Below are 18,342 nucleotides of genomic sequence, written 5' to 3'. Positions count from 1 at the left end.
GACGGACAGGGCCGCACACGACCGGGCACACGACAGACCGCGGCGCACAGCACGACCTGCTGAATTCCGCATAGTGGTTCTCCGCTTTGATGAGAGAAGCAAGGGAACACCCGTGTAGACCGGGGGAGAAGAAGATGTCGACCGCGAGAAAGGGATGTTCACGCGGCTGGACCGTAGGCGACGCTCGGGAACGTTATAGCCCCGACGTCGGGCGATAGTAAGCATTAGATGCTCACAAACGCTAACTCCCGCATCTGCTCGGCAGTTTCCTCGTTGAGCGTGTTGCGCCATTCTTCGGTCAGTCGCTCGAATGGCCCTCTTATGGCCCAAAGATCGGTTGAACGTCACCCGTTCGGGAGAGCAACCGATGAATTGCGGAAGCGTTGTTGAAGGAGCCGGGCGAAACCGTCCGTGCCGTCTCGCAGGTTCGTCAACAATCGAGGAGCGCTTCTCCATGTCCCGTATCGCGAAGGCTGTAGTCCTGTCCGTGGGTGTCGCCGCGTCCGTCGCGGGTGCCGCCGGTGTCGCCGCTGCCGACTCCCTGGCCGAGGGCGCTGCCGTCAAGTCCCCGGGCGTCCTGTCCGGCAACCTCGTCCAGGCGCCGATCCACGTGCCGGTCAACGTCTGCGGCAACACGGTCAACGTCATCGGCGCCCTGAACCCCGCCTTCGGCAACACCTGCGCCAACGTCTGATCTCGCACGCCGGATCGTGGTCCTTCCGAGGCCGGCGCGCCGCCCCTGTACCCGGGGTGGCGCGCCGGCCTTCTGCATCATTCGGACGCACCCTCGTGCGCCGCCCGGTGCAACGGCGCACGCCCCTCGGAGGAGCAGGTCAGAGCGGCGGATTCACCCGAACGGAGGGGGTGGCGCTCCGTAGTCCTCCTGTTGCGGAGCGCTATGTGTGCAGCGCACGGTGGCCGAGATGTTGTCCGACGCATAAGGAAAAGGAACACATATGCGTCCCCTCGCTTGCAGCCGCCTCACCGTCCTGGCGATAACCGCCACCCTCACCCTCGGCGCGGCCGGAACCGCCGTCGCCGACGAACACCTCCCGTCCCGCGTCCCGGCCGTGACGGCCGAGGCGCCCCCCTCCGAGATCGAGGCGCTCAAGGCGAAGGTCACGACGGCGGTCGACGCCGCCAAGGGCATCACGCCGGCCTCGCGCCCCGGTACCCCGGTCTCCTTCTCCGGGGCACCGACCGCGAAAGCGGCGGCCGCCGACCCCGTCGCCGACGCCCTCGCGACCGTCCAGAAGGTGATCGCCGATCTCCTCGCGACGGTCACCGGCGGTGTCAGCGGCCTCGTGCCCCAGGTCACCGCGACCGTCACCTCGCTGATCAACTCGGTTCTCTCCGGGGTGCTCGGCGGACTGCCGGCGCTGCCGGAGCTCCCCGTCGAGGTGCCCACGCTTCCGGTCGAGCTGCCGGAGGTGGCCGTGCCGCCGGTGGAGCTTCCCGCGACGGAGCTTCCCGACGTCGAACCGCCCGAGGTGGACCTGCCCGAACTGGACCTGCCGGTCCGCTGGTAGCTCCGCCGCACCACCCGACGCCGTGCCGCCCGGTCTCCCGGACGGCACGGCGTCCGGGTATCCGATCCGCAAATAGCACCGGGTCCAGTCATTCGAGTGCAGTGGAGAGAAATCCCTCCTCTCGGAGTTTCCGTGGAGCGCACCTCTCGTTACAGAAGGCAGAACGACGTACAGGAATCGGCCAAGAGGCCTGTACAGCAAGCGACTTGCTTGCACAGTGATGCCAAGAGGAAGGATTCGATTCATGAAGCCCACCAAGGTTGCCGCGGTCGTCGCCGGTTCTGTGATGGCCCTGGGTGCCGCCGCGCCCGCCATGGCCGCCGAGGCGATGATGCCCACCAGCCTGAACGGTGGCCTCGGGACGCTCGCCAGCGAGGGCCTGAAGACGGACGCGCTGAGCAGCACCACCGACGGCTCCGTCGTCAAGACCGTGGGAGACACCGCCAACCAGCTCAACAAGACGACCCAGAGCGCCCCGCTCCTCGGCGGCCTCCCGATCGGCGGCTGACGCTCTCTCCCCGCAGGACCGCCTGACCCGCGCCGCTCCCCGGCGTGGCGGACCGCGCACGTGGTCCCGACCCTCCTGGATCGAACCCTCGCTCCGCCTGGCCCCGGGCGGACGCCTTCGCCGAGCGTATGCCGCCACCCACAGTGATCGGCTGATCGAATGATTTTCAGATCGGCTGCCGTGTGGTCGCGGCTCCCGCGGTGTGCCGCTCCTTAGGCTCTCGCCGACCCCTCACGGAAGGTCGGCCCATGGAGAGACCGAGGGCGGCAGCGCTCGAACTCGCGCCGCTGTCCACGGCGCCGCTGCCCGGTGTCCCTGAGCCTGACGTTCCGTAACCAGTGCGTCAGTGGACCGACGCGTTGAGTGCGTGGACAGGCCGGTCGGAGCGAGGGGGGTCCCGCCGGTCTCTCCCTTCTCCAGAGGAAGATCGGTATGCGATCCAACATCAGCCGAAAGCTGATCACCGCAGCGGCGACGACGGGAATCCTGTCGCTGACGGGAGGTCTCGCGCTGGCGGCGAACTCCCTGAGCGGAGACGGCCGTTCGCCAGACCCCGGCTCGGGGCACCACGTCCAGGCCCCCGTCCCGCCGGACCTGTGCGGCGACCACGCGCCGTTCGCTCATGTCCCGCCCTCCGTACTCGCGGAACTGTGCGGCCCGCCGTCGGACGAGGAAGAGCCCGGCGGCTACGGGGACGACGAGACCACGCCTCCCACGAAGCCGCCGACCACGCCTCCGACGAAGCCTCCGACGACTCCGCCGACGAAGCCGCCGACCACGCCTCCGACGAAGCCTCCGACGACTCCGCCCACGAAGCCTCCGACGACTCCGCCCACGAAGCCTCCGACGAAGCCGCCGACCACGCCTCCGACGAAGCCTCCGACGACTCCGCCCACGAAGCCTCCGACGAAGCCTCCGACCAAGCCGCCCACGAAGCCGCCGACCACGCCTCCGACGAAGCCGCCCACCACGCCTCCGACCAAGCCGCCCACGATGCCGCCGACTTCGTCCCCGAGCCACCCCGGCGGGCCGGGCGGCCCCGGGGAGTCGCACGGTCCCGACAAGCCCCACCTTCCCGACACGGGCGCCGACTCTGTGACGATGGGCGCGGCGGCGATCAGCGCGGCCCTGATCATCGGCGGTACCGTCGTCTACCTCCGGGCCGGCCGCGTCGTCGGCGCCGGACGCCGTGGGCGCCGACACTGACGTTCCGTACTGACAACACGTCAACGAAGACCCCCACCGTCACCGGTGGGGGTTTTCACGTTGCTGCAGACAGGGGAATCTCGCGACGTTCCCTCCGCCGGGCTCGTTGTCAGGGCGCAGTACCTCAGTAACGTCGACACCTGCTCTGAAGGGCCTACGCAGTCATGAATCTGCGCTCTCACGCCGGCATGGGAATCCTCATGACCGCTCTCGCCTCCGCGGCCATGGCCTCCCCCGCCGTCGCCGCCGACGCGCCGGTCGTCGTTCCGCTCCAGGGGCTGGAGCCGGTGATCCCGATGGACGCCCCCACGGTCGCCAGCGGGGTTCCCCTGCCCGTGCCGGGCGGCCCCACCGGTTTCCAGGAGGGGCAGGCGGGTCTGCTGCCGGACGTGGCCCTGCCCCGGGTGCCGTTCACGAGCACGCTCCCGGAGACCGTCCTCGCCGCGCAGCTCCCCGAGGTCATCGAGGGCAGCGAGCCGGGCAAGGCCCTCTTCACCACCCCGCGCTCGGAGATGGTCGCCGCCACCCCGGGCGCCACGGTCGGCAACCCGGTCGTCGCGCCGCGCGGCGACCGGCTCGGGCTGCCGGACCTCGCGGTGCCCGAGGTCGGTGTCGTCGCCCCGATGCTGAGCGGAGCGCTGGACTCCCAGCTGGGTCTGGCGCAGTAGACGGCCTGACGGCGTTCGTTTGTACGACCAATGGCCCGGCGGGTGAAGGCACGATTCTTCCCCGCCACCCGAGGGGTCGTTGCTCGTTACAACGGAAGGCTGGTCGCATGGCCGTGGCCCGCAGATCCCGGGACCGTTCCGTCGTATCCGACGGCGGGCGGACCCACCGGTTCTGCGGGCCTTCCCTCACCTTCAGTCCCGTCCGGCGTAATGGCCGTGACCCATGCGCCGTTTCGGCGTTGAACGGGAATGTCGGCCGTGATTCTCGCGGTCGCCTTTCCACGTCCAAGGAGTTCTTGATGTCTCGCATCGCGAAGGCTGCCGCTGTTCTCGCCGGCACGGGTGCCGTTGCCCTCAGCGGAGCCGGCATGGCCGTCGCCGACTCGGGCGCCCACGGTGTCGCCGCCCACTCGCCCGGCGTCGGCTCGGGCAACGTCGTCCAGGTCCCGGTCCACGTGCCGGTCAACCTGTGCGGCAACACCGTCACGGTCATCGGGCTGATCAACCCGGCGTTCGGCAACCAGTGCGCGAACGTCGACGGTGGCGACGAATCCCGTGACGGCGGCTACGGCGGCTGAGGCCGACCCCTCGTCATCGACGTCCCCCCGGCCGGTCGGCCGGGGGGACGTTCTGTCATGCGTACCGGTAGATGGCGCTGTGGTCGAGCATCTCGCCGGGGGTGACCCCCCAGGGGCCCATCTTCTCGTCGCGGGCCGCGATCCGCCGGTACTGGGACTCGCCCAGCTGCGGCGGGCGCGTGGGGAGATACCCGGCCCGTGGGTTGCGCTGCTGCCAGCGGGACCACTGGAGGTCCACGAAGGAGTGGTGGAGCCAGAAGACCGGGTCGTTGACGGAGGCGCCGCCGAGCATCAGGCCGCCGACCCAGCGGTGCACACGGTTGTGGATGCGGAACCGTTCGTTGCCGCGGCCCGGGGCCCAGCCCTCCAGGGTGTTCCGGAACCCCGAGCGGCTCGTGGAGTTCCACGGCTCGACGTCGTAGACGGTCTCCCGCATCGCCGCGTCCAGCTGCGCCTTCGTGGGCAGCGTGATCGGGTCCCGGGGGCGGCCGAAGTCCCTGGTCAGGAAGCGGCCTTCGGTCATGCCGTGCTTCACCGCCCACCGTCCGCCGGTGTAGGCGAAGGGACCGGTCATCACCTGGAGGTCCTCGCGGCGCCCGTTGCCGCCCATGAAGTCCTCGCTCCAGAGGGAGGCGGCCGGGGTGTTGTCCCGGGTCCAGTCCCAGTACGGCACGGTGACGGTCGGGTCGATCCGGCGCAGAGCCCGTTCGAACTCCAGCAGGAACTTGCGGTGCCAGGGCAGGAAGCTGGGGGTCATGTGGGCCACGCGGAGGCGGTTGTCCCCGTCGGCGACGTAGTAGTCGATGTGCGTGCGGACGAAGTCGTCGTACTTTCCGGACCGCTTGAGTTCCAGGACGGCGGCGACGAACTTCTTCCGCTCGGCGCTCGTCAGATCGCGCTGGTTCTTACGCGTGTAGGCCACGCGGACTCCCTCCCTGGTGGACGCCGTGGGCGGCGGCGTAGCGGGTCAGCGGGGCGGATCCCAGCTCGTCCACGGCCGCGCGGGTGGCCGCCAGCGGTGTCGCATGGGACTCGTAGTGGTCGACGGGGGTGAGATAGCCGCCGTCGGCGCGGCGCATCAGATGGAGCGGCCGGCCGTCGACGAGGACGAGGGGCTCGCCCGAGGGGCCCGCGAGGCTCCGGATGCGGCGCCCTCGGTACATCTCGTCGAAGAGCTCCCCGTGTTCCCCGAACGGCTCCCCGAACGGCTTCTCGGCGGTGTCGCCGGCCGAGGCGCGGGGTGTGCCCCCGCGCGGTGTGGCGGCGATGCGGGCCAGGGCGCCGCCGGTGAAGGCGGCGACGGCCAGGGTGAAAAGGGACCGCAGTGCGACGCGGCGCGGGACGATCATGAGTGATCTCCAAACGGTCGGAGAATGCCCTCAGGGCACAACGATGGAAACCCGACTTCGTTGCGAGGGAAATGCCAGCGGGTGGAATGTCGGCCGATCGAGTGAATTCAGCGCGGGAAGGCGGCTGTTCGACCACTACCATCCGGGTCCATGACTTCTCCCTCCGCCGTTTCCGCGGCGCGCAGTGACAATCCGCTGGGCACGCTCACCGTCGTTCCGTGGACCATCGGTCCGACCGACGACACCCCCGTCACCCCTTTCCTGATGGTGTATTCCCTCGGGGACGGCCGTGACGGTCCCGAGGCCGGCGAGGAGGCCATGCGGGCCGCCCTCGAAGGCATGGGGCTGCCGCTGGGGGACCGCGTCGTCGACGCCTCGGTGGAGCGGGCGACCGGCGCCCACCTGCTCGTCGAGGCCCAGCGGGCGGTGCTCACGCTGCCGTTCATGAAGGCGCAGTGCCCGGTGCCCGCCGAGTGGGAGGCGGCCGCCAAGGAGAACGGGCACGTCTACCTGATCTGCTCGGTACGCCCCTGGCCCGACGCGGTGCCCGGCGAGGCGGTCACCGAGGAGCGGCTGAAGAGCTTCGTCACCGACGACCAGGTGGTCGGCTCCGCCGCCCACCTCCTGCTGCCGGTCCGGCGCCTGCAGGGCTGAGCGGAGAGCGGCGGAGAGTGGGGGTGGCGGCATGGCGACGGTGAACGTACGCGGCGGGGTCCCGGGACAGCGGCAGGAGGAGTCCCCGCAGAGCGCCGGAACGATCGGCGCGAGCCGGGCCCTCGGGCTGCTGCTCGTGATCACCGGGGCGGCCGGGGTGCTGGCCGGCTGGGTCATCACGATCGACAAGTTCAAGCTCCTGGAAGACCCGAACTTCCAGCCGGGCTGCAGCCTCAACCCGGTCGTGTCCTGCGGCAACATCATGAAGAGTGAGCAGGCGGCGGTGTTCGGCTTCCCGAACCCGATGCTCGGTCTCGTGACGTACGGGATGGTCGTCGCGATCGGCGCCGGCCTGCTCGCCGGGGCCCGCTACCGGGGCTGGTTCTGGCTCGGCCTCAACGCCGGGATGCTGTTCGGCGTCGGCTTCTGCACCTGGCTGATGCAGCAGTCCCTGTACGAGATCAACGCGCTCTGCCTGTGGTGCTGCCTGGCCTGGACCGCGACGCTCCTCATGTTCTGGTACGTGACCTCGCACAACGTCCGTACGGGGGTACTGCCGGCGCCCGCCGCCCTGAGGGGCTTCTTCGAGGAGTTCACCTTCGCGCTGCCGGTGCTGCACATCGGGATCATCGGGATGCTGATCCTCACCCGGTGGTGGGACTTCTGGACCAGCTGACGTGACCCTCCTCTCCTGGCCGCGGGCCGCACCGACCGTGCTGCTCGCGGCCGTTCTCGCGTTCGTCCTGCTGCCCGGCGGCCGGCTCGCGCCCGGGGACCGCGTGCCCGCGCCCGTGCCGGGGCGGCCGGACGTGCCGTCCGGGTTCTTCACCGGTTCCGACGCGACCGGGGTGCGGCGGATCGCCGAGGTGCAGCGCTGGCTCGGCGGTGCGGACCTGACCGTCGGGCACACCTACCTGCCCGGCGACCGTTGGTCCAACATCGAGGGGCACCCCGCGCTCTTCGAGCCCTGGGCGCGGTGGAAGGAGGAGGGGCCGGGGCGGCTCTTCGTCCTGAACGTCCCTCTGCTCGACCGCAGCGAGGAGGGGCTGGCGGACGGCGAGGTCCGGGCGGGACTGCGCAGCGGGGCGGCGGGCGCGTACGACGGGCACTTCCGGACCCTGGGGGAGCGGCTGGTCGCGCACCGGCTCTCCGACGCCGTCCTCGTCCTCGGCTGGGAGATGAACGGCACCACCTACAGCCATCGCTGCGGGCCGGACCCCGAGGCCTGGAAGGCGTACTGGAAGCGGGTGGTGGGCGTGTTGCGGGACGTACCGGGGCAGCGGTTCCGCTTCGACTTCACCGCGAGCCGGGGGCGGGACGCCGTGGAGTGGCCGCGGTGCTACCCGGGCGACGCGTACGTCGACATCATCGGCCTCGACGCCTACGACCAGCCCGAGGGGGTCGGCTTCGAGGAGCAGGTGACCGAGGAGTTCGGCCTCGCGCACCATGTGCGGTTCGCGGCGGCGCACGGCAAGCCCGTCTCGTACCCGGAGTGGGGACTCTTCCGCAACGGGGACAACCCGGCCTACGTACGCGGGATGCTCGACTGGTTCGCGCGGTACCGGCCCGTCTACCAGACCTTCACGGACTACTGCCCGCACGGGGTGTACGGGTGCGCGGACAACCCGGAGTCGGGCGAGGTGGTCAGGGGCGCGCTGGGCGGGCCGTGAGGCTCAGGCGTTGTAGGCGACCAGGGAGATGCCGACGTAGTGGACGATGAAGGCCGCGAGGGTGAGGGAGTGGAAGACCTCGTGGAAGCCGAACCAGCGCGGGGACGGGTTCGGGCGCTTCATGCCGTAGACGACCCCGCCGGCGCTGTAGAGCACGCCGCCGACGACCACCAGGACGAGGACGGCGATGCCGCCGGTCCGCATGAAGTCGGGCAGGAAGAAGACGGCGGCCCAGCCCATCGCGATGTAGCAGGGCGTGTACAGCCAGCGAGGTGCGCCGACCCAGAAGACCCGGAAGGCGATGCCCGCGGCGGCGGCGACCCAGACCGCCCACATGAGCGGCCGCCCGGTGGACTCGGGGAGCAGGAGCAGGGTCAGCGGGGTGTAGGTGCCCGCGATGATCAGGAAGATGTTGGCGTGGTCCAGGCGCCGCAGGACGGCCTCGCCGCGCGGACCCCAGTTGCCGCGGTGGTAGAGCGCGCTGATGCCGAAGAGCAGGCAGGCGGTGAGGACGTAGATCCCGCAGGCGATCCGCGCGCGCGACGAGTCGCAGAACGCGACGAGGGTGAGGCCCGCGATGACGACCGCGGGGAACATGCCCGCGTGCAGCCAGCCCCTGAGCCGTGGCTTGACGAACTGCTCGATCTCGTTCAGGTCCGGCACCGCAGAAGTCATGAGCCGAATGCTACCTACGGACCCGTAAGGCACGGAAAGGAGTGGCGATGCTCACGTGTGCGGCCCTCTGGACATATGGGCGCATGCGTCGGATGATCAAATGAGTGTGGTCGGCACCGGATGAGCAGCTACGACGCATCCGGGTCGCAGCCCCCACGGGGCAGACATCTTCAAAACCCCTCATCAAGGAGCAATCGTGGCGCGCGACAACGCGGCTCCCACCACCGCCGTCCCCACCCAGCACCAGGAACTGGTCGCCTGGGTGAACGAGATCGCCGAGATCACGCAGCCGGACAGCATCGTCTGGTGCGACGGATCCGAGGCCGAGTACGAGCGCCTGTGCGAGGAGCTCGTCGCCAAGGGAACGTTCAAGAAGCTCGACCCCACGCTGCGCCCGAACTCCTACTACGCCGCCTCCGACCCGTCCGACGTCGCGCGCGTCGAGGACCGGACCTTCATCTGCTCCGAGAAGGAGGAGGACGCGGGCCCGACCAACCACTGGAAGGCCCCGGCGGAGATGAAGGCCGTCTTCGCGGGCGAGAAGGGCATCTTCCGCGGCTCGATGAAGGGCCGCACCATGTACGTCGTGCCCTTCTGCATGGGCCCGGTCGGCTCCCCGCTCTCCGCCATCGGCGTCGAGATCACCGACTCCGCGTACGTCGCCGCCTCCATGCGCACCATGACCCGCATGGGACAGGCCGTCCTCGACGAGCTCGGCACCGACGGCTTCTTCGTCAAGGCCGTCCACACCCTCGGCGCCCCGCTCGCGGAGGGCGAGGAGGACGTGCCGTGGCCGTGCAACTCCACCAAGTACATCTCGCACTTCCCGGAGACCCGAGAGATCTGGTCCTACGGCTCCGGCTACGGCGGCAACGCCCTGCTCGGCAAGAAGTGCTACGCGCTGCGCATCGCCTCCGTCATGGCGCGTGACGAGGGCTGGCTCGCCGAGCACATGCTCGTCCTGAAGCTCACCCCGCCGCAGGGCGAGTCGAAGTACGTCGCCGCCGCCTTCCCGTCCGCCTGTGGCAAGACCAACCTCGCCATGCTGGAGCCCACGATCTCCGGCTGGACGGTCGAGACCATCGGCGACGACATCGCCTGGATGCGCTTCGGCGAGGACGGCCGCCTCTACGCGATCAACCCCGAGGCCGGCTTCTTCGGCGTCGCGCCCGGCACCGGCGAGCACACCAACGCCAACGCCATGAAGACCCTGTGGGGCAACTCCGTCTTCACCAACGTCGCGCTCACCGACGACGGCGACGTCTGGTGGGAGGGCATGACCGAGAAGGCGCCCGCCCACCTCACCGACTGGAAGGGCAACGACTGGACGCCGGAGTCCGAGACCCCGGCCGCCCACCCCAACGCCCGCTTCACCGTCCCGGCCGGCCAGTGCCCGACGATCGCCCCGGAGTGGGAGGACCCGAAGGGCGTGCCGATCTCGGCGATCCTCTTCGGTGGCCGCCGCGCCTCCGCCGTCCCGCTGGTCACCGAGTCCTTCGACTGGAACCACGGTGTCTTCCTCGGCGCGAACGTCGCCTCCGAGAAGACCGCCGCCGCCGAGGGCAAGGTCGGCGAGCTGCGCCGCGACCCGTTCGCCATGCTGCCGTTCTGCGGCTACAACATGGGCGACTACATGGCGCACTGGATCAAGGTCGGCGCCAACGCGGACCAGGCCAAGCTGCCGAAGATCTACTACGTGAACTGGTTCCGCAAGAACGAGGCCGGCAAGTTCGTCTGGCCCGGCTTCGGCGAGAACAGCCGCGTCCTGAAGTGGATCGTGGAGCGCCTGGAGGGCAAGGCCGAGGGCGTCGAGACCCCGATCGGCATCCTCCCGACCGCCGACGCGCTCGACACCGAGGGCCTGGACCTGCCCGCGGAGGACCTGGAGTTCCTGCTCAAGGTCGACCGCGACGTCTGGCGCGAGGAGGCCGCCCTGGTCCCCGAGCACCTCAACACCTTCGGCGACCACACGCCGAAGGAGCTGTGGGACGAGTACCGCGCGCTGGTCGAGCGCCTGGGCTGATCCCCGTACCACCGAGGTACCACCGAAAGACTCGTGGCGAGTCGCCCCGAACACCGCCCTGACCAGTGGGGTCACGAACGGCTCGCTGCGACGCACACCGGCCCCCGGAGCCCCCTCACGGCTCCGGGGGCCGGTGCATTCCCGCCGCGTCGACCGGGCCGTACCCGGCGATGCCCGGGCGGGCGGCGGGTCAGGACCTTCCGCGCTCCTCCAGATAGCGCGTGTGGGTCTGCTGCCGGATCGCCTCCGCGTCCTGCAGGGCCGAGGCGATCGCCGCGGCCTCCTGCTGCTCGGTGCGGACCGGGGGCACCGGCTCCGGTGGGGTGAGGACCAGTTGCGCGGTGGCAGGGTCGTTGGGCGTGGTCATGCGGAGTCCCCCTGGTTGCGGGCCCGACGCGCCATCTCGTGCAGCATCTCGCTGGTGGGCACGGGCGCCTGGCGGACCCCGGTCAGTGTCTGGTTGAGGCGGTCCCCGAGGTCCGCCGTCGCGGCCGTGAACTCGGCCGCGGCGCCCTGCGGGCGGAAGCCGTGACGTACCGCGAGCTTGCGCAGCTCCGGGTCGGAGGTGAGGAGTTCGCCGAGCGCCCGGCCGTTCTCGGTGAGCGGTACGACCGTGTGGTCGACTGCTGGGCGCCCTGGACGCCGATCAGCGTGCGCAGCAGCGGTGCCGTACGGTCCACGGCCGCCTTGTCGCCGGCGACTCTGCCCCCGTCGGCGACATAACCGGCCGCGGCGAGGTAGAGGGCGCCGGAGTTGGAGGCGACGGGGTCGGTCGAGGTGACGAAGACCGTGCCGCTCAGCTCCGGGTGCGCGCTCGCGCCCTTGAGCTGCTGCCAGGTCCTGTCGGCCTTCGCGGCCTTCAGATAGGGGTCCATGAGCAGCGTGCCCGTCCGGCCCCCGGAGCCCAGCCGTACCAGGCCGTTGTCGGCGAGGACCTCGGCGGCGGCGCGGTGGGCGACGACGACCAGCGGCGAGTAGAAGGGCCGCAGCGCGGCGCCCTTCACGCCCGCTTTGGAACGCAGCTCGTCGGCGGGCGCCTTGGAGGCCGGGAACGCGAAGTCGTAGCCCGTGAGGGGCAGCTCCTCCATGTCCCAGGATCCCGATGTCTCCGTCGTCACGGTGAAGCCCTTGTCGGCCAGGGCCTTCACGACCTCGGTGTCGGCGAAGAACTCCGCCTTCTCCGACCCGATCACTCCTCGCACGGTCTTCGTTGCCGTGCCCTTGTCCTTGTCGCCGCCCGCCACGAGGACGACGGCCACGCCGCCCAGCAGCAGGACGGCCAGGACGATTCCCAGGATGCGTCTCACGAGGGCAGGCTGCTCACGGAAGCCCACATTTTCCAGGGGGAGTTGGGTGGACGGGGGGTGAAGGGGTGATCCCGGTACAGAACCGGAGGACGAGCACCCGCCGTGTACGGTGATCGCCTCTGGGGAGGGGTGGCGGCATGCCGCGATGGGTGATCGTCCTGCTGGTGGTCGTGGGGGCGTCGGTGGTACTGGCGCCGGTCGGTCTGCTCGTCGCGTTCTTCTACGTCTACGGCGAGAACCACGCGGACATGCGGTTCCCCGAGGACGACGTGTCGGTCACGCGGTGCGCGGTGGACCCGGTGACACGGCGGCCGGTCGCCGAACTGGCGGTCACCAGCCAGGCGGCCCGCACGGGCACGTACCACCTGATGATCGACTTCCAGGACGGGGAAGGCCGGTTCGTCGAGACGGGCCGGCCGGCTGTCGAGGACCTGGTGCCGGGGGCGACGGGGCGGACCGCGATCGTGGGCAGGTGGCCGTACGAGGGCGGCGAGCTGCGGTGCGTGGTGATGGAGGCGCGGTTCGAGTCGACGGAGCCGGCGGGGACCGTCTCGCCGTAGCGGGACCGGTCGTGGGGTGTGTGGCACCCGGGCCGTGCGCCTCCCCGGCACGCGGCCCGGGGCCGTCAGGGGGCGCTGACCAGCTCGGTGGAGGTCAGCGCCGCGGTGTGCGCGTCCATGCGCTCGGCGGCGAGGATCGCGGCGGCCGTGTCGGCCCGGGAGGCGGCGACCACCAGGGCGCGGCCGGCGAGGGCGTGGGCGCGCCGGTGCAGCGACGGGGCGCCCGAGCCGCTCAGTCCGGCGTGCCGGGCCGGCGGCGCGCCGCGCAGCCGCGCGACCTGCCGGGCGATGAGGTCACCGGCCTCCGCGTCGCCCAGCTCGTCCGTGACGGCGAGGAGGGCGGCGAGGTGACCGGCGAGCTGGATGTCCAGCTCCTCCTCGCGGGAGCGGTGCGGGTACGCGTCCTGGTCGTCGTCGGCCATCCGGTGGACCGACTTCGTGCGGATCGGTTCGTACATGGGACGGCCTCCTGAGGTATCTCTGGATCCATCCTAGCTTGGATTCAATCTAAAGTTGAGCGCGGTCCGGGATCGCGGCCCGGCGTGGCGGGTCAGTGCTGGCTGTAGCCGTCCAGGAAGGTGCCGATCCGGGTCACCGCGTCCGCCAGGTCCGTCGCGTTCGGCAGCGTCACGATCCGGAAGTGGTCCGGCTCGTGCCAGTTGAAGCCCGTCCCGTGAACCACCATGATCTTCTCGGCCCGCAGCAGGTCGAGGACCATCTGCCGGTCGTCCTTGACCTTGTAGACGCTCGGGTCGAGCCGCGGGAAGAGGTACAGGGCGCCCTTCGGCTTCACACAGGTCACGCCCGGGATCTGCGTCAGCAGGTCGTACGCCACGTCGCGCTGCTCCAGGAGCCGCCCGCCCGGCAGCACCAGGTCCTCGATCGACTGCCGGCCCTGCAGGGCGGCGGCCACCGCGTGCTGCGCGGGCATGTTGGCGCACAGTCGCATGTTGGCGAGGATCGTGAGGCCCTCGATGTACGAGGTGGCGTGGGCCTTGGGGCCGCAGACCGCGAGCCAGCCGGAGCGGAAGCCGGCCACCCGGTAGTTCTTGCTCATCCCGTTGAACGTCAGGACCAGGAGATCCGGGGCGATGGCGGCGGTCGGGGTGTGCGTGGTGCCGTCGTAGAGGATCTTGTCGTAGATCTCGTCCGAACAGACGACCAGGTTGTGGCGGCGGGCGATCTCCGTGAGCGAGCGGAGCATCTCGTCGTCGTAGACGGCGCCCGTCGGGTTGTTCGGGTTGATGATCACGATCGCCTTGGTGCGGTCGGTGATCTTCCGCTCGATGTCGGCGAGGTCCGGCATCCAGTCCGACTGCTCGTCGCAGCGGTAGTGCACGGCCGTACCGCCGGCCAGCGAGACCGAGGCGGTCCACAGCGGGTAGTCCGGGGCGGGGACGAGGACCTCGTCGCCGTCGTCGAGCAGCGCCTGCATCGACATCTGGATCAGCTCGGAGACGCCGTTGCCGAGGTAGATGTCCTCGACGGAGAGCGGGATGCCCTTGGTCTCGTAGTGGCTCATCACCGCGCGGCGGGCGGCGAGCAGGCCCTTCGCGTCGCCGTAGCCGTGCGCGTCGGCGAGGTTGCGCAGCACGTCCTCGAGGATCGCCGGCGGGCACTCGAACCCGAAGGCGGCCGGGTTTCCGGTGTTGAGCTTGAGGATGCGATGACCCGCAGCCTCAAGCCGCATCGCCTCTTCGAGCACCGGACCCCGGATTTCGTAACAGACGTTGGCGAGCTTCGTGGACTGGATCACCTGCATGTCGAGAGCTTACGGGGGTGTGGCGCGGGACGCCTCGTGTTTTGGGACACGTCGGGCAGATCGGAGCCCGGCCCGGGGGCTGGAAGGCGCACTTCAGGGCCGCACTTCAGGGCCGTGCTCCGGGGCCGTGTCCCGGCCGGTGCCCGGGACCGTGCCCGGGCCGGTGCCCCGGGCCGTTGTCCCGGCCGGTCCCGGGAGGCGACCTGGCGTGACCCGGCCCGCTGTCCGCTCCGTAGAATGCGCGGCCATGAGCCACCAGCGCGACCGAGCCGCAGACGCCCCCGGCCGCCGCCGTCATGCCACGAAGCGGCGGACCCCGGGCCCGCGCCGACTGCTGGCGGGCGCCGGCGTCGTCGGCGTCGGGCTGCTGGTCGCGGTCGTCGCCGGGGCGTTCCGGTCGGGCCAGACCGGAGGGGCGCCGACGGTCGACGACGGCCGGCCGGGGATGCCTTCGCTGATCCAGGCCGACCCTTCGGGCGACGGGGCGGAGAGCGACGCCACCGGTACGCCATCGGCGTCCTCGTCCGCCGCGCCTCGGTCCGCGTCCGAGTCCCCGTCTGCCTCGGCGACCGCGTCGGTTTCGGCGTCCGTCGGGGCGGGCGACACCGCCACGGAGTCGCCCGGGCCCGTCGCGACCGGGGACTCCGGGAGCGACACGCCCGGGAAGTCGGGCTCGGCCCCCGGGCAGACGAAACGTCCGAGGTGAGGCCGGGAGCGGTGGCGTCGATGCGGAGCCGCCTGGGGAACGCCCACGGCTGCCGGTGGCTGGGGGCGCTCGGCGCGCTCGCCGTCACCGTCGGCGGCTACACCGCCGGGAGGCTCCCGGCGCGTGAGCCGTGGGGCGTGTGGGTGCCCCGGGAGTCCGCGGCGGCGCAGGCCGGCGCCCTCCTCGCGTACCTCGGCCTGACCCTGCTCGTCCTGGCCTGGTGGCGGTACGGGGTGCTCCTCGCGCGTGGCGTACGGGACGCGCGGGAGCGGGTGCTCTCCACGCTCGCGTGGTGGACCGCGCCGCTGGTGCTCGCGCCGCCGCTGTACAGCGCCGACGTCTACAGCTACATCGCGCAGGGCGGCATGGTCCTGGAGGGGTACGACGTGTACGGGGCGGGGCCGTCGGTCCTCGGCCCCGGCGACCTCGGCGCGGACGCCGCGGCGAGCGTCGGCGGGCACTGGACGGACACCCCGGCCCCGTACGGCCCGGTCTTCCTCGTCCTCGCCCAGGCTGTCGTCAAGCTGACCGGCGGCGAGATCGTGCCGGCCGTGATCGGCATGCGGCTGATCGCGCTCGGCGCGCTCCTGCTCGTCGTCCGGGCCGTCCGGGGGCTCGGCGGCGACAGCGGCGCGCTGTGGCTGGCCGCGCTCAACCCCCTCTTCCTCATCCACGTCGTCGGCGGGACGCACAACGACGGGCTGATGGCCGGACTCATGCTCGGCGGGGTCCTGCTGGCGGTGCGGGGCCGGTGGGTGCTCGGCTGTGTGCTCGTCGGACTCGCCGTGATGATCAAGTCACCGGCGGCGGTCGCACTGCTCTTCATCGGCGTGACGATCGCGCGGCGGGACGGCGGCGGCCGGGGCGTGGCGAAGGGCCTCGTCCTGCCGGGGCTCGTGGCGGGCGCGGTCGCCGTGGGCGCGACGGTGGCGGCCGGGACCGGGTTCGGCTGGCTGCGCACGCAGAGCGTCGCCGGGGCGATCCATACCGCGCTGTCGCTGACCAGCGACGTGGGGCTCGGGCTCGGACTGCTCCTCGCGGACGACCCCGATCCGCTGAAGGGCGTGGTCCAGAAGCTCGGGCTGCTGGCGGCGGTGGCGGTCGTCCTGACGCTCGCCTGGCGGGCGTGGCGGGGGCGGATCGATCCGGTCCTGGGCCTCGGGCTCTCGCTCGTGGCGCTGGTCGCCCTCTCGCCGATGGTGCAGCCGTGGTACCTGCTGTGGGGGGTGTGCGTGGTGGCGGCGACACCGGCGTGGCGGGGGCGGGCGGGACAGGTGCTCGCCGTTCTGTCGGCGGCGCTCGTGTACGAGACGGCGCCCTCGGGGGCCACGCCCTGGTACGGGTTCGTGGCGGCGGGCGTGGTGCTGGGGGCGGGGCTGCTGTGGGTGCGGCGGTCGCCGTGGGCCTGGCCCGCCACGGACGCCGAACCCGTGGCGGGCGGGCAACTGGAGCCGACGCGCCCCTGAAGGCGCCGCCCCGTGTGCCCACCCCACCGCCCCTGGCGGGCGGTGGCCCGCACGGGGGTGTCACCCCACCGGTGTCCGTCTGACCGATCGGCCCGGTACGGCGCTCGTGCGCGTGCCGTCCTCCATCACGAATTCGCCGTTCACGAGGACGTACGGGATGCCCACCGGGAGCGTGCGGGGGGCTTCGTACGTCGAGCCCGCCGCCACCGTCCCCGGGTCGAAGAGGACCAGGTCCGCGACGTGGCCCTCGCGGACCAGGCCGCGGTCGGGGAGGCGGAGGCGGGCCGCCGGGCGGGAGGTCAGGTGGGCCACGCACTCCTCCAGCGACAGGACGCCCTCGTCCCGCGCGTACTTCCCCAGGTACTCCGGGAACGTCCCGTACGCCCGCGGGTGCGGCTTGGAGCCCTGGAGGATGCCGTCCGAGCCGCCGGTGTGGACCCGGTGGCGCATGATCGCGCGGACGTTCTCCTCATGGCCGACGTGCTGGAGGATCGTCGACCCGAGCCGGTCCTCGATCAGCAGCCGCCGGGCCGTGGTCCACGGGTCCTCGCCGCACGCCTCGGCGGACTCCAGGACCGTCCTGCCGACGTGGGACGCCAGCGCCGGGTCGCCCACCCCGGAGATCTCGATCGTGTCCCACTCGATCGGCACCCCGTGGCAGCCGTCCGAGCCCAGCTCCTCCAGGTGGTGGCGGATGCGCTCCGAGGTCTCCGGGTCCCGGAGCCGTGCGAGCGTCGCCTCCGGGCCGCCCTCGCCCGCCCAGCTCGGCAGCATCGCCACGAGGGTCGTGCAGCCGGGCGTGTACGGGTAGGTGTCCAGGGAGATGTCGGAGCCGCCCGCGAGCGCCTCGTCCAGCAGGGCCAGCAGATCGGGCGCCCTGCCCTTGTTCACGCCGAAGTTCATCGTCGCGTGCGCGAGGTGCAGGGCGCAGCCCGCGTCGCGGGTGAGGGCGACCATCTCCTCGTACGCCTGGAGCGCGCCGGCGCCGTACGAGCGGTGGTGCGGGCAGTAGTAGCCGCCGTACTCCGCCACGACCTTGCAGAGCTCGGTGAGTTCGGCGTCCTTCGCGTACATCCCCGGGGTGTAGGTCAGGCCGGAGGACATGCCCACCGCGCCCTGCTCCAGGCCCTCCGCGACGAGCTGCCGCATCCGGTTCAGCTCGGCCTCGGTCGCCGGGCGGTCGTCCCAGCCGACGGCGTACATCCGGACCGTGCCCTGCGGGATCAGGTAGGCGGCGTTCACCGCGACGCCACGGTCCAGGCGGTCCAGGTACTCGCCGACCGTGCGCCAGTCGAAGTCGACGGTCGTGTCTCCGGGCGCGCCGCCGTTCCAGCCCGCGATCGTGCGGCGGACCTCCGTGAGCGTGCGGTCGTCGACCGGCGCGTACGACAGCCCGTCCTGGCCCAGGACTTCGAGGGTGACCCCCTGCGCGACCTTCGCGGTGTGCTCCGGGTCGCGCAGCAGCGCGAGGTCGCTGTGGGCGTGCATGTCGATGAAGCCGGGGGAGAGGACGAGGCCCTCGGCGTCCAGGACGCGCCGGGCGGTCGGGCGCTGGCAGCCCGCCGCCGCGGCCTCCTTGACGATGGCGGCGATCCGGCCGTTCTCGACGGCGACGTCGGCGCGGTACGAGTCCCCGCCCGAGCCGTCGATGACGTCCACGTCGCGGATGACGAGGTCCATG

At 71.4% G+C, this 18,342-nt stretch carries 21 protein-coding genes and 1 pseudogene; 13 read left to right on the top strand and 9 right to left on the bottom strand.

Translation table 11 applies throughout. From position 1 onward, the window contains the following. Positions 1–454 precede the first annotated feature (454 nt). The 3 genes from ACZ3IJ_RS08485 to ACZ3IJ_RS08475 all read left to right on the top strand — a co-directional run bounded on the left by ACZ3IJ_RS08485 (position 455) and on the right by ACZ3IJ_RS08475 (position 2,037). Entirely contained in the window at positions 455–694 is a 240-nt protein-coding gene (locus tag ACZ3IJ_RS08485) for a chaplin (RefSeq protein ID WP_467466882.1), read from the top strand. A gap of 262 nt (positions 695–956) precedes the next feature. Then, positions 957–1,529: a hypothetical protein gene (locus tag ACZ3IJ_RS08480; protein ID WP_467466881.1), complete on the top strand. Its 573-nt coding sequence runs from the start codon at positions 957–959 to the stop codon at positions 1,527–1,529. 244 nt (positions 1,530–1,773) lie between these two features. Then, positions 1,774–2,037, top strand: coding sequence for a hypothetical protein (locus ACZ3IJ_RS08475; protein ID WP_467466880.1), 264 nt, complete (start codon positions 1,774–1,776; stop codon positions 2,035–2,037). Positions 2,038–2,723: 686 nt separating this feature from the next. Here ACZ3IJ_RS08475 and ACZ3IJ_RS08470 read toward each other — a convergent pair. Next, on the bottom strand, positions 2,724–3,020 hold the full coding sequence (locus ACZ3IJ_RS08470; protein ID WP_467466879.1) for a hypothetical protein: 297 nt from the start codon (positions 3,018–3,020) through the stop codon (positions 2,724–2,726). 10 nt (positions 3,021–3,030) lie between these two features. Between ACZ3IJ_RS08470 and ACZ3IJ_RS08465 the strand changes: the two genes are divergently transcribed. From ACZ3IJ_RS08465 to ACZ3IJ_RS08455, 3 genes are all read left to right on the top strand, one after another. After that, positions 3,031–3,243 (top strand): LPXTG cell wall anchor domain-containing protein, encoded by a 213-nt coding sequence (locus ACZ3IJ_RS08465; RefSeq protein WP_467466878.1) that lies wholly within the window; start codon positions 3,031–3,033, stop codon positions 3,241–3,243. Between the two features lie 200 nt (positions 3,244–3,443). Beyond that, on the top strand, positions 3,444–3,911 hold the full coding sequence (locus ACZ3IJ_RS08460) for a hypothetical protein (RefSeq protein WP_391798769.1): 468 nt from the start codon (positions 3,444–3,446) through the stop codon (positions 3,909–3,911). 299 nt (positions 3,912–4,210) lie between these two features. Beyond that, the gene (locus ACZ3IJ_RS08455) at positions 4,211–4,489 is read left to right on the top strand and encodes a chaplin (RefSeq protein WP_467466877.1); all 279 of its coding nucleotides are present in this window, start codon (positions 4,211–4,213) and stop codon (positions 4,487–4,489) included. A gap of 55 nt (positions 4,490–4,544) precedes the next feature. Here the strand turns inward: ACZ3IJ_RS08455 and ACZ3IJ_RS08450 are convergent, their stop codons facing one another. Both ACZ3IJ_RS08450 and ACZ3IJ_RS08445 read right to left on the bottom strand, forming a co-directional pair. Continuing rightward, positions 4,545–5,411 (bottom strand): tyrosinase family protein, encoded by an 867-nt coding sequence (locus ACZ3IJ_RS08450; RefSeq protein WP_467466876.1) that lies wholly within the window; start codon positions 5,409–5,411, stop codon positions 4,545–4,547. Beyond that, positions 5,395–5,838, bottom strand: a complete 444-nt coding sequence (locus tag ACZ3IJ_RS08445; RefSeq protein ID WP_467466875.1) for a tyrosinase family oxidase copper chaperone — start codon at positions 5,836–5,838, stop codon at positions 5,395–5,397. The genes ACZ3IJ_RS08450 and ACZ3IJ_RS08445 overlap by 17 nt, the downstream gene beginning before the upstream one ends. 150 nt (positions 5,839–5,988) lie before the next feature. Here ACZ3IJ_RS08445 and ACZ3IJ_RS08440 point away from each other — a divergent pair, with 150 nt between their 5' ends. Genes ACZ3IJ_RS08440 through ACZ3IJ_RS08430 form a run of 3 tightly spaced genes read left to right on the top strand, consistent with a single transcriptional unit; the run spans position 5,989 to position 8,162 of the window. Continuing rightward, a complete protein-coding gene (locus tag ACZ3IJ_RS08440) occupies positions 5,989–6,492 on the top strand; it encodes a DUF5949 family protein (protein ID WP_391798766.1) in 504 nt (167 codons plus the stop codon). A 31-nt stretch (positions 6,493–6,523) separates the two neighbouring features. Beyond that, a complete protein-coding gene (locus ACZ3IJ_RS08435) occupies positions 6,524–7,168 on the top strand; it encodes a vitamin K epoxide reductase family protein (RefSeq protein ID WP_467466873.1) in 645 nt (214 codons plus the stop codon). A 1-nt stretch (position 7,169) separates the two neighbouring features. Beyond that, a complete protein-coding gene (locus ACZ3IJ_RS08430) occupies positions 7,170–8,162 on the top strand; it encodes a glycoside hydrolase family 26 protein (RefSeq protein ID WP_467466872.1) in 993 nt (330 codons plus the stop codon). A gap of 3 nt (positions 8,163–8,165) precedes the next feature. On the opposite strand, the gene trhA is transcribed toward ACZ3IJ_RS08430, so the two are convergent. Beyond that, complete coding sequence (gene trhA, locus ACZ3IJ_RS08425; RefSeq protein WP_467466871.1) at positions 8,166–8,837, bottom strand: PAQR family membrane homeostasis protein TrhA; 672 nt, start codon at positions 8,835–8,837, stop codon at positions 8,166–8,168. 196 nt (positions 8,838–9,033) lie between these two features. Here trhA and ACZ3IJ_RS08420 point away from each other — a divergent pair, with 196 nt between their 5' ends. Further along, entirely contained in the window at positions 9,034–10,860 is a 1,827-nt protein-coding gene (locus ACZ3IJ_RS08420; RefSeq protein WP_467466870.1) for a phosphoenolpyruvate carboxykinase (GTP), read from the top strand. 190 nt (positions 10,861–11,050) lie between these two features. Here the strand turns inward: ACZ3IJ_RS08420 and ACZ3IJ_RS08415 are convergent, their stop codons facing one another. Both ACZ3IJ_RS08415 and ACZ3IJ_RS08410 read right to left on the bottom strand, forming a co-directional pair. After that, entirely contained in the window at positions 11,051–11,227 is a 177-nt protein-coding gene (locus tag ACZ3IJ_RS08415) for a hypothetical protein (protein WP_467466869.1), read from the bottom strand. Further along, positions 11,224–12,194, bottom strand: a pseudogene (locus ACZ3IJ_RS08410) (hypothetical protein). Before ACZ3IJ_RS08410 ends, ACZ3IJ_RS08415 begins: the two are co-directional and overlap by 4 nt. 110 nt (positions 12,195–12,304) lie before the next feature. Between ACZ3IJ_RS08410 and ACZ3IJ_RS08405 the strand changes: the two are divergent. Next, positions 12,305–12,727, top strand: a complete 423-nt coding sequence (locus ACZ3IJ_RS08405) for a hypothetical protein (protein ID WP_467466868.1) — start codon at positions 12,305–12,307, stop codon at positions 12,725–12,727. 65 nt (positions 12,728–12,792) lie between these two features. On the opposite strand, the gene ACZ3IJ_RS08400 is transcribed toward ACZ3IJ_RS08405, so the two are convergent. Then, positions 12,793–13,185, bottom strand: a complete 393-nt coding sequence (locus tag ACZ3IJ_RS08400; protein ID WP_467466867.1) for an SCO4983 family protein — start codon at positions 13,183–13,185, stop codon at positions 12,793–12,795. Between the two features lie 92 nt (positions 13,186–13,277). Continuing rightward, positions 13,278–14,489, bottom strand: a complete 1,212-nt coding sequence (locus tag ACZ3IJ_RS08395; RefSeq protein ID WP_391798754.1) for a pyridoxal phosphate-dependent aminotransferase — start codon at positions 14,487–14,489, stop codon at positions 13,278–13,280. A 247-nt stretch (positions 14,490–14,736) separates the two neighbouring features. Here ACZ3IJ_RS08395 and ACZ3IJ_RS08390 point away from each other — a divergent pair, with 247 nt between their 5' ends. Further along, on the top strand, positions 14,737–15,195 hold the full coding sequence (locus ACZ3IJ_RS08390; protein ID WP_467466866.1) for a hypothetical protein: 459 nt from the start codon (positions 14,737–14,739) through the stop codon (positions 15,193–15,195). A gap of 20 nt (positions 15,196–15,215) precedes the next feature. Beyond that, positions 15,216–16,661, top strand: a complete 1,446-nt coding sequence (mptB, locus tag ACZ3IJ_RS08385; RefSeq protein WP_467466865.1) for a polyprenol phosphomannose-dependent alpha 1,6 mannosyltransferase MptB — start codon at positions 15,216–15,218, stop codon at positions 16,659–16,661. Positions 16,662–16,721: 60 nt separating this feature from the next. Here the strand turns inward: mptB and ACZ3IJ_RS08380 are convergent, their stop codons facing one another. After that, a complete protein-coding gene (locus ACZ3IJ_RS08380; RefSeq protein WP_467466864.1) occupies positions 16,722–18,341 on the bottom strand; it encodes an N-acyl-D-amino-acid deacylase family protein in 1,620 nt (539 codons plus the stop codon). Position 18,342: the final 1 nt, after the last annotated feature.

The organism is Streptomyces sp. NPDC013317, assembly GCF_055563155.1.
Note: the sequence above shows the minus strand (reverse complement) of the source record. Positions and strands in the feature narration are given on the sequence as shown.

Coding starts and splice junctions, on each gene's coding strand:
- ACZ3IJ_RS08405 (WP_467466868.1), top strand. CDS start 12,305: ATGCCGCGATGGGTGATCGTCCTGCTGGTGGTCGTGGGGGCGTCGGTG.
- ACZ3IJ_RS08480 (WP_467466881.1), top strand. CDS start 957: ATGCGTCCCCTCGCTTGCAGCCGCCTCACCGTCCTGGCGATAACCGCC.
- ACZ3IJ_RS08455 (WP_467466877.1), top strand. CDS start 4,211: ATGTCTCGCATCGCGAAGGCTGCCGCTGTTCTCGCCGGCACGGGTGCC.
- ACZ3IJ_RS08445 (WP_467466875.1), bottom strand. CDS start 5,838: ATGATCGTCCCGCGCCGCGTCGCACTGCGGTCCCTTTTCACCCTGGCC.
- ACZ3IJ_RS08435 (WP_467466873.1), top strand. CDS start 6,524: ATGGCGACGGTGAACGTACGCGGCGGGGTCCCGGGACAGCGGCAGGAG.
- ACZ3IJ_RS08415 (WP_467466869.1), bottom strand. CDS start 11,227: ATGACCACGCCCAACGACCCTGCCACCGCGCAACTGGTCCTCACCCCA.
- ACZ3IJ_RS08395 (WP_391798754.1), bottom strand. CDS start 14,489: ATGCAGGTGATCCAGTCCACGAAGCTCGCCAACGTCTGTTACGAAATC.
- ACZ3IJ_RS08390 (WP_467466866.1), top strand. CDS start 14,737: ATGAGCCACCAGCGCGACCGAGCCGCAGACGCCCCCGGCCGCCGCCGT.
- ACZ3IJ_RS08400 (WP_467466867.1), bottom strand. CDS start 13,185: ATGTACGAACCGATCCGCACGAAGTCGGTCCACCGGATGGCCGACGAC.
- ACZ3IJ_RS08440 (WP_391798766.1), top strand. CDS start 5,989: ATGACTTCTCCCTCCGCCGTTTCCGCGGCGCGCAGTGACAATCCGCTG.
- ACZ3IJ_RS08460 (WP_391798769.1), top strand. CDS start 3,444: ATGACCGCTCTCGCCTCCGCGGCCATGGCCTCCCCCGCCGTCGCCGCC.
- trhA (WP_467466871.1), bottom strand. CDS start 8,837: ATGACTTCTGCGGTGCCGGACCTGAACGAGATCGAGCAGTTCGTCAAG.
- ACZ3IJ_RS08475 (WP_467466880.1), top strand. CDS start 1,774: ATGAAGCCCACCAAGGTTGCCGCGGTCGTCGCCGGTTCTGTGATGGCC.
- mptB (WP_467466865.1), top strand. CDS start 15,216: ATGCGGAGCCGCCTGGGGAACGCCCACGGCTGCCGGTGGCTGGGGGCG.
- ACZ3IJ_RS08485 (WP_467466882.1), top strand. CDS start 455: ATGTCCCGTATCGCGAAGGCTGTAGTCCTGTCCGTGGGTGTCGCCGCG.
- ACZ3IJ_RS08465 (WP_467466878.1), top strand. CDS start 3,031: ATGCCGCCGACTTCGTCCCCGAGCCACCCCGGCGGGCCGGGCGGCCCC.
- ACZ3IJ_RS08380 (WP_467466864.1), bottom strand. CDS start 18,341: ATGGACCTCGTCATCCGCGACGTGGACGTCATCGACGGCTCGGGCGGG.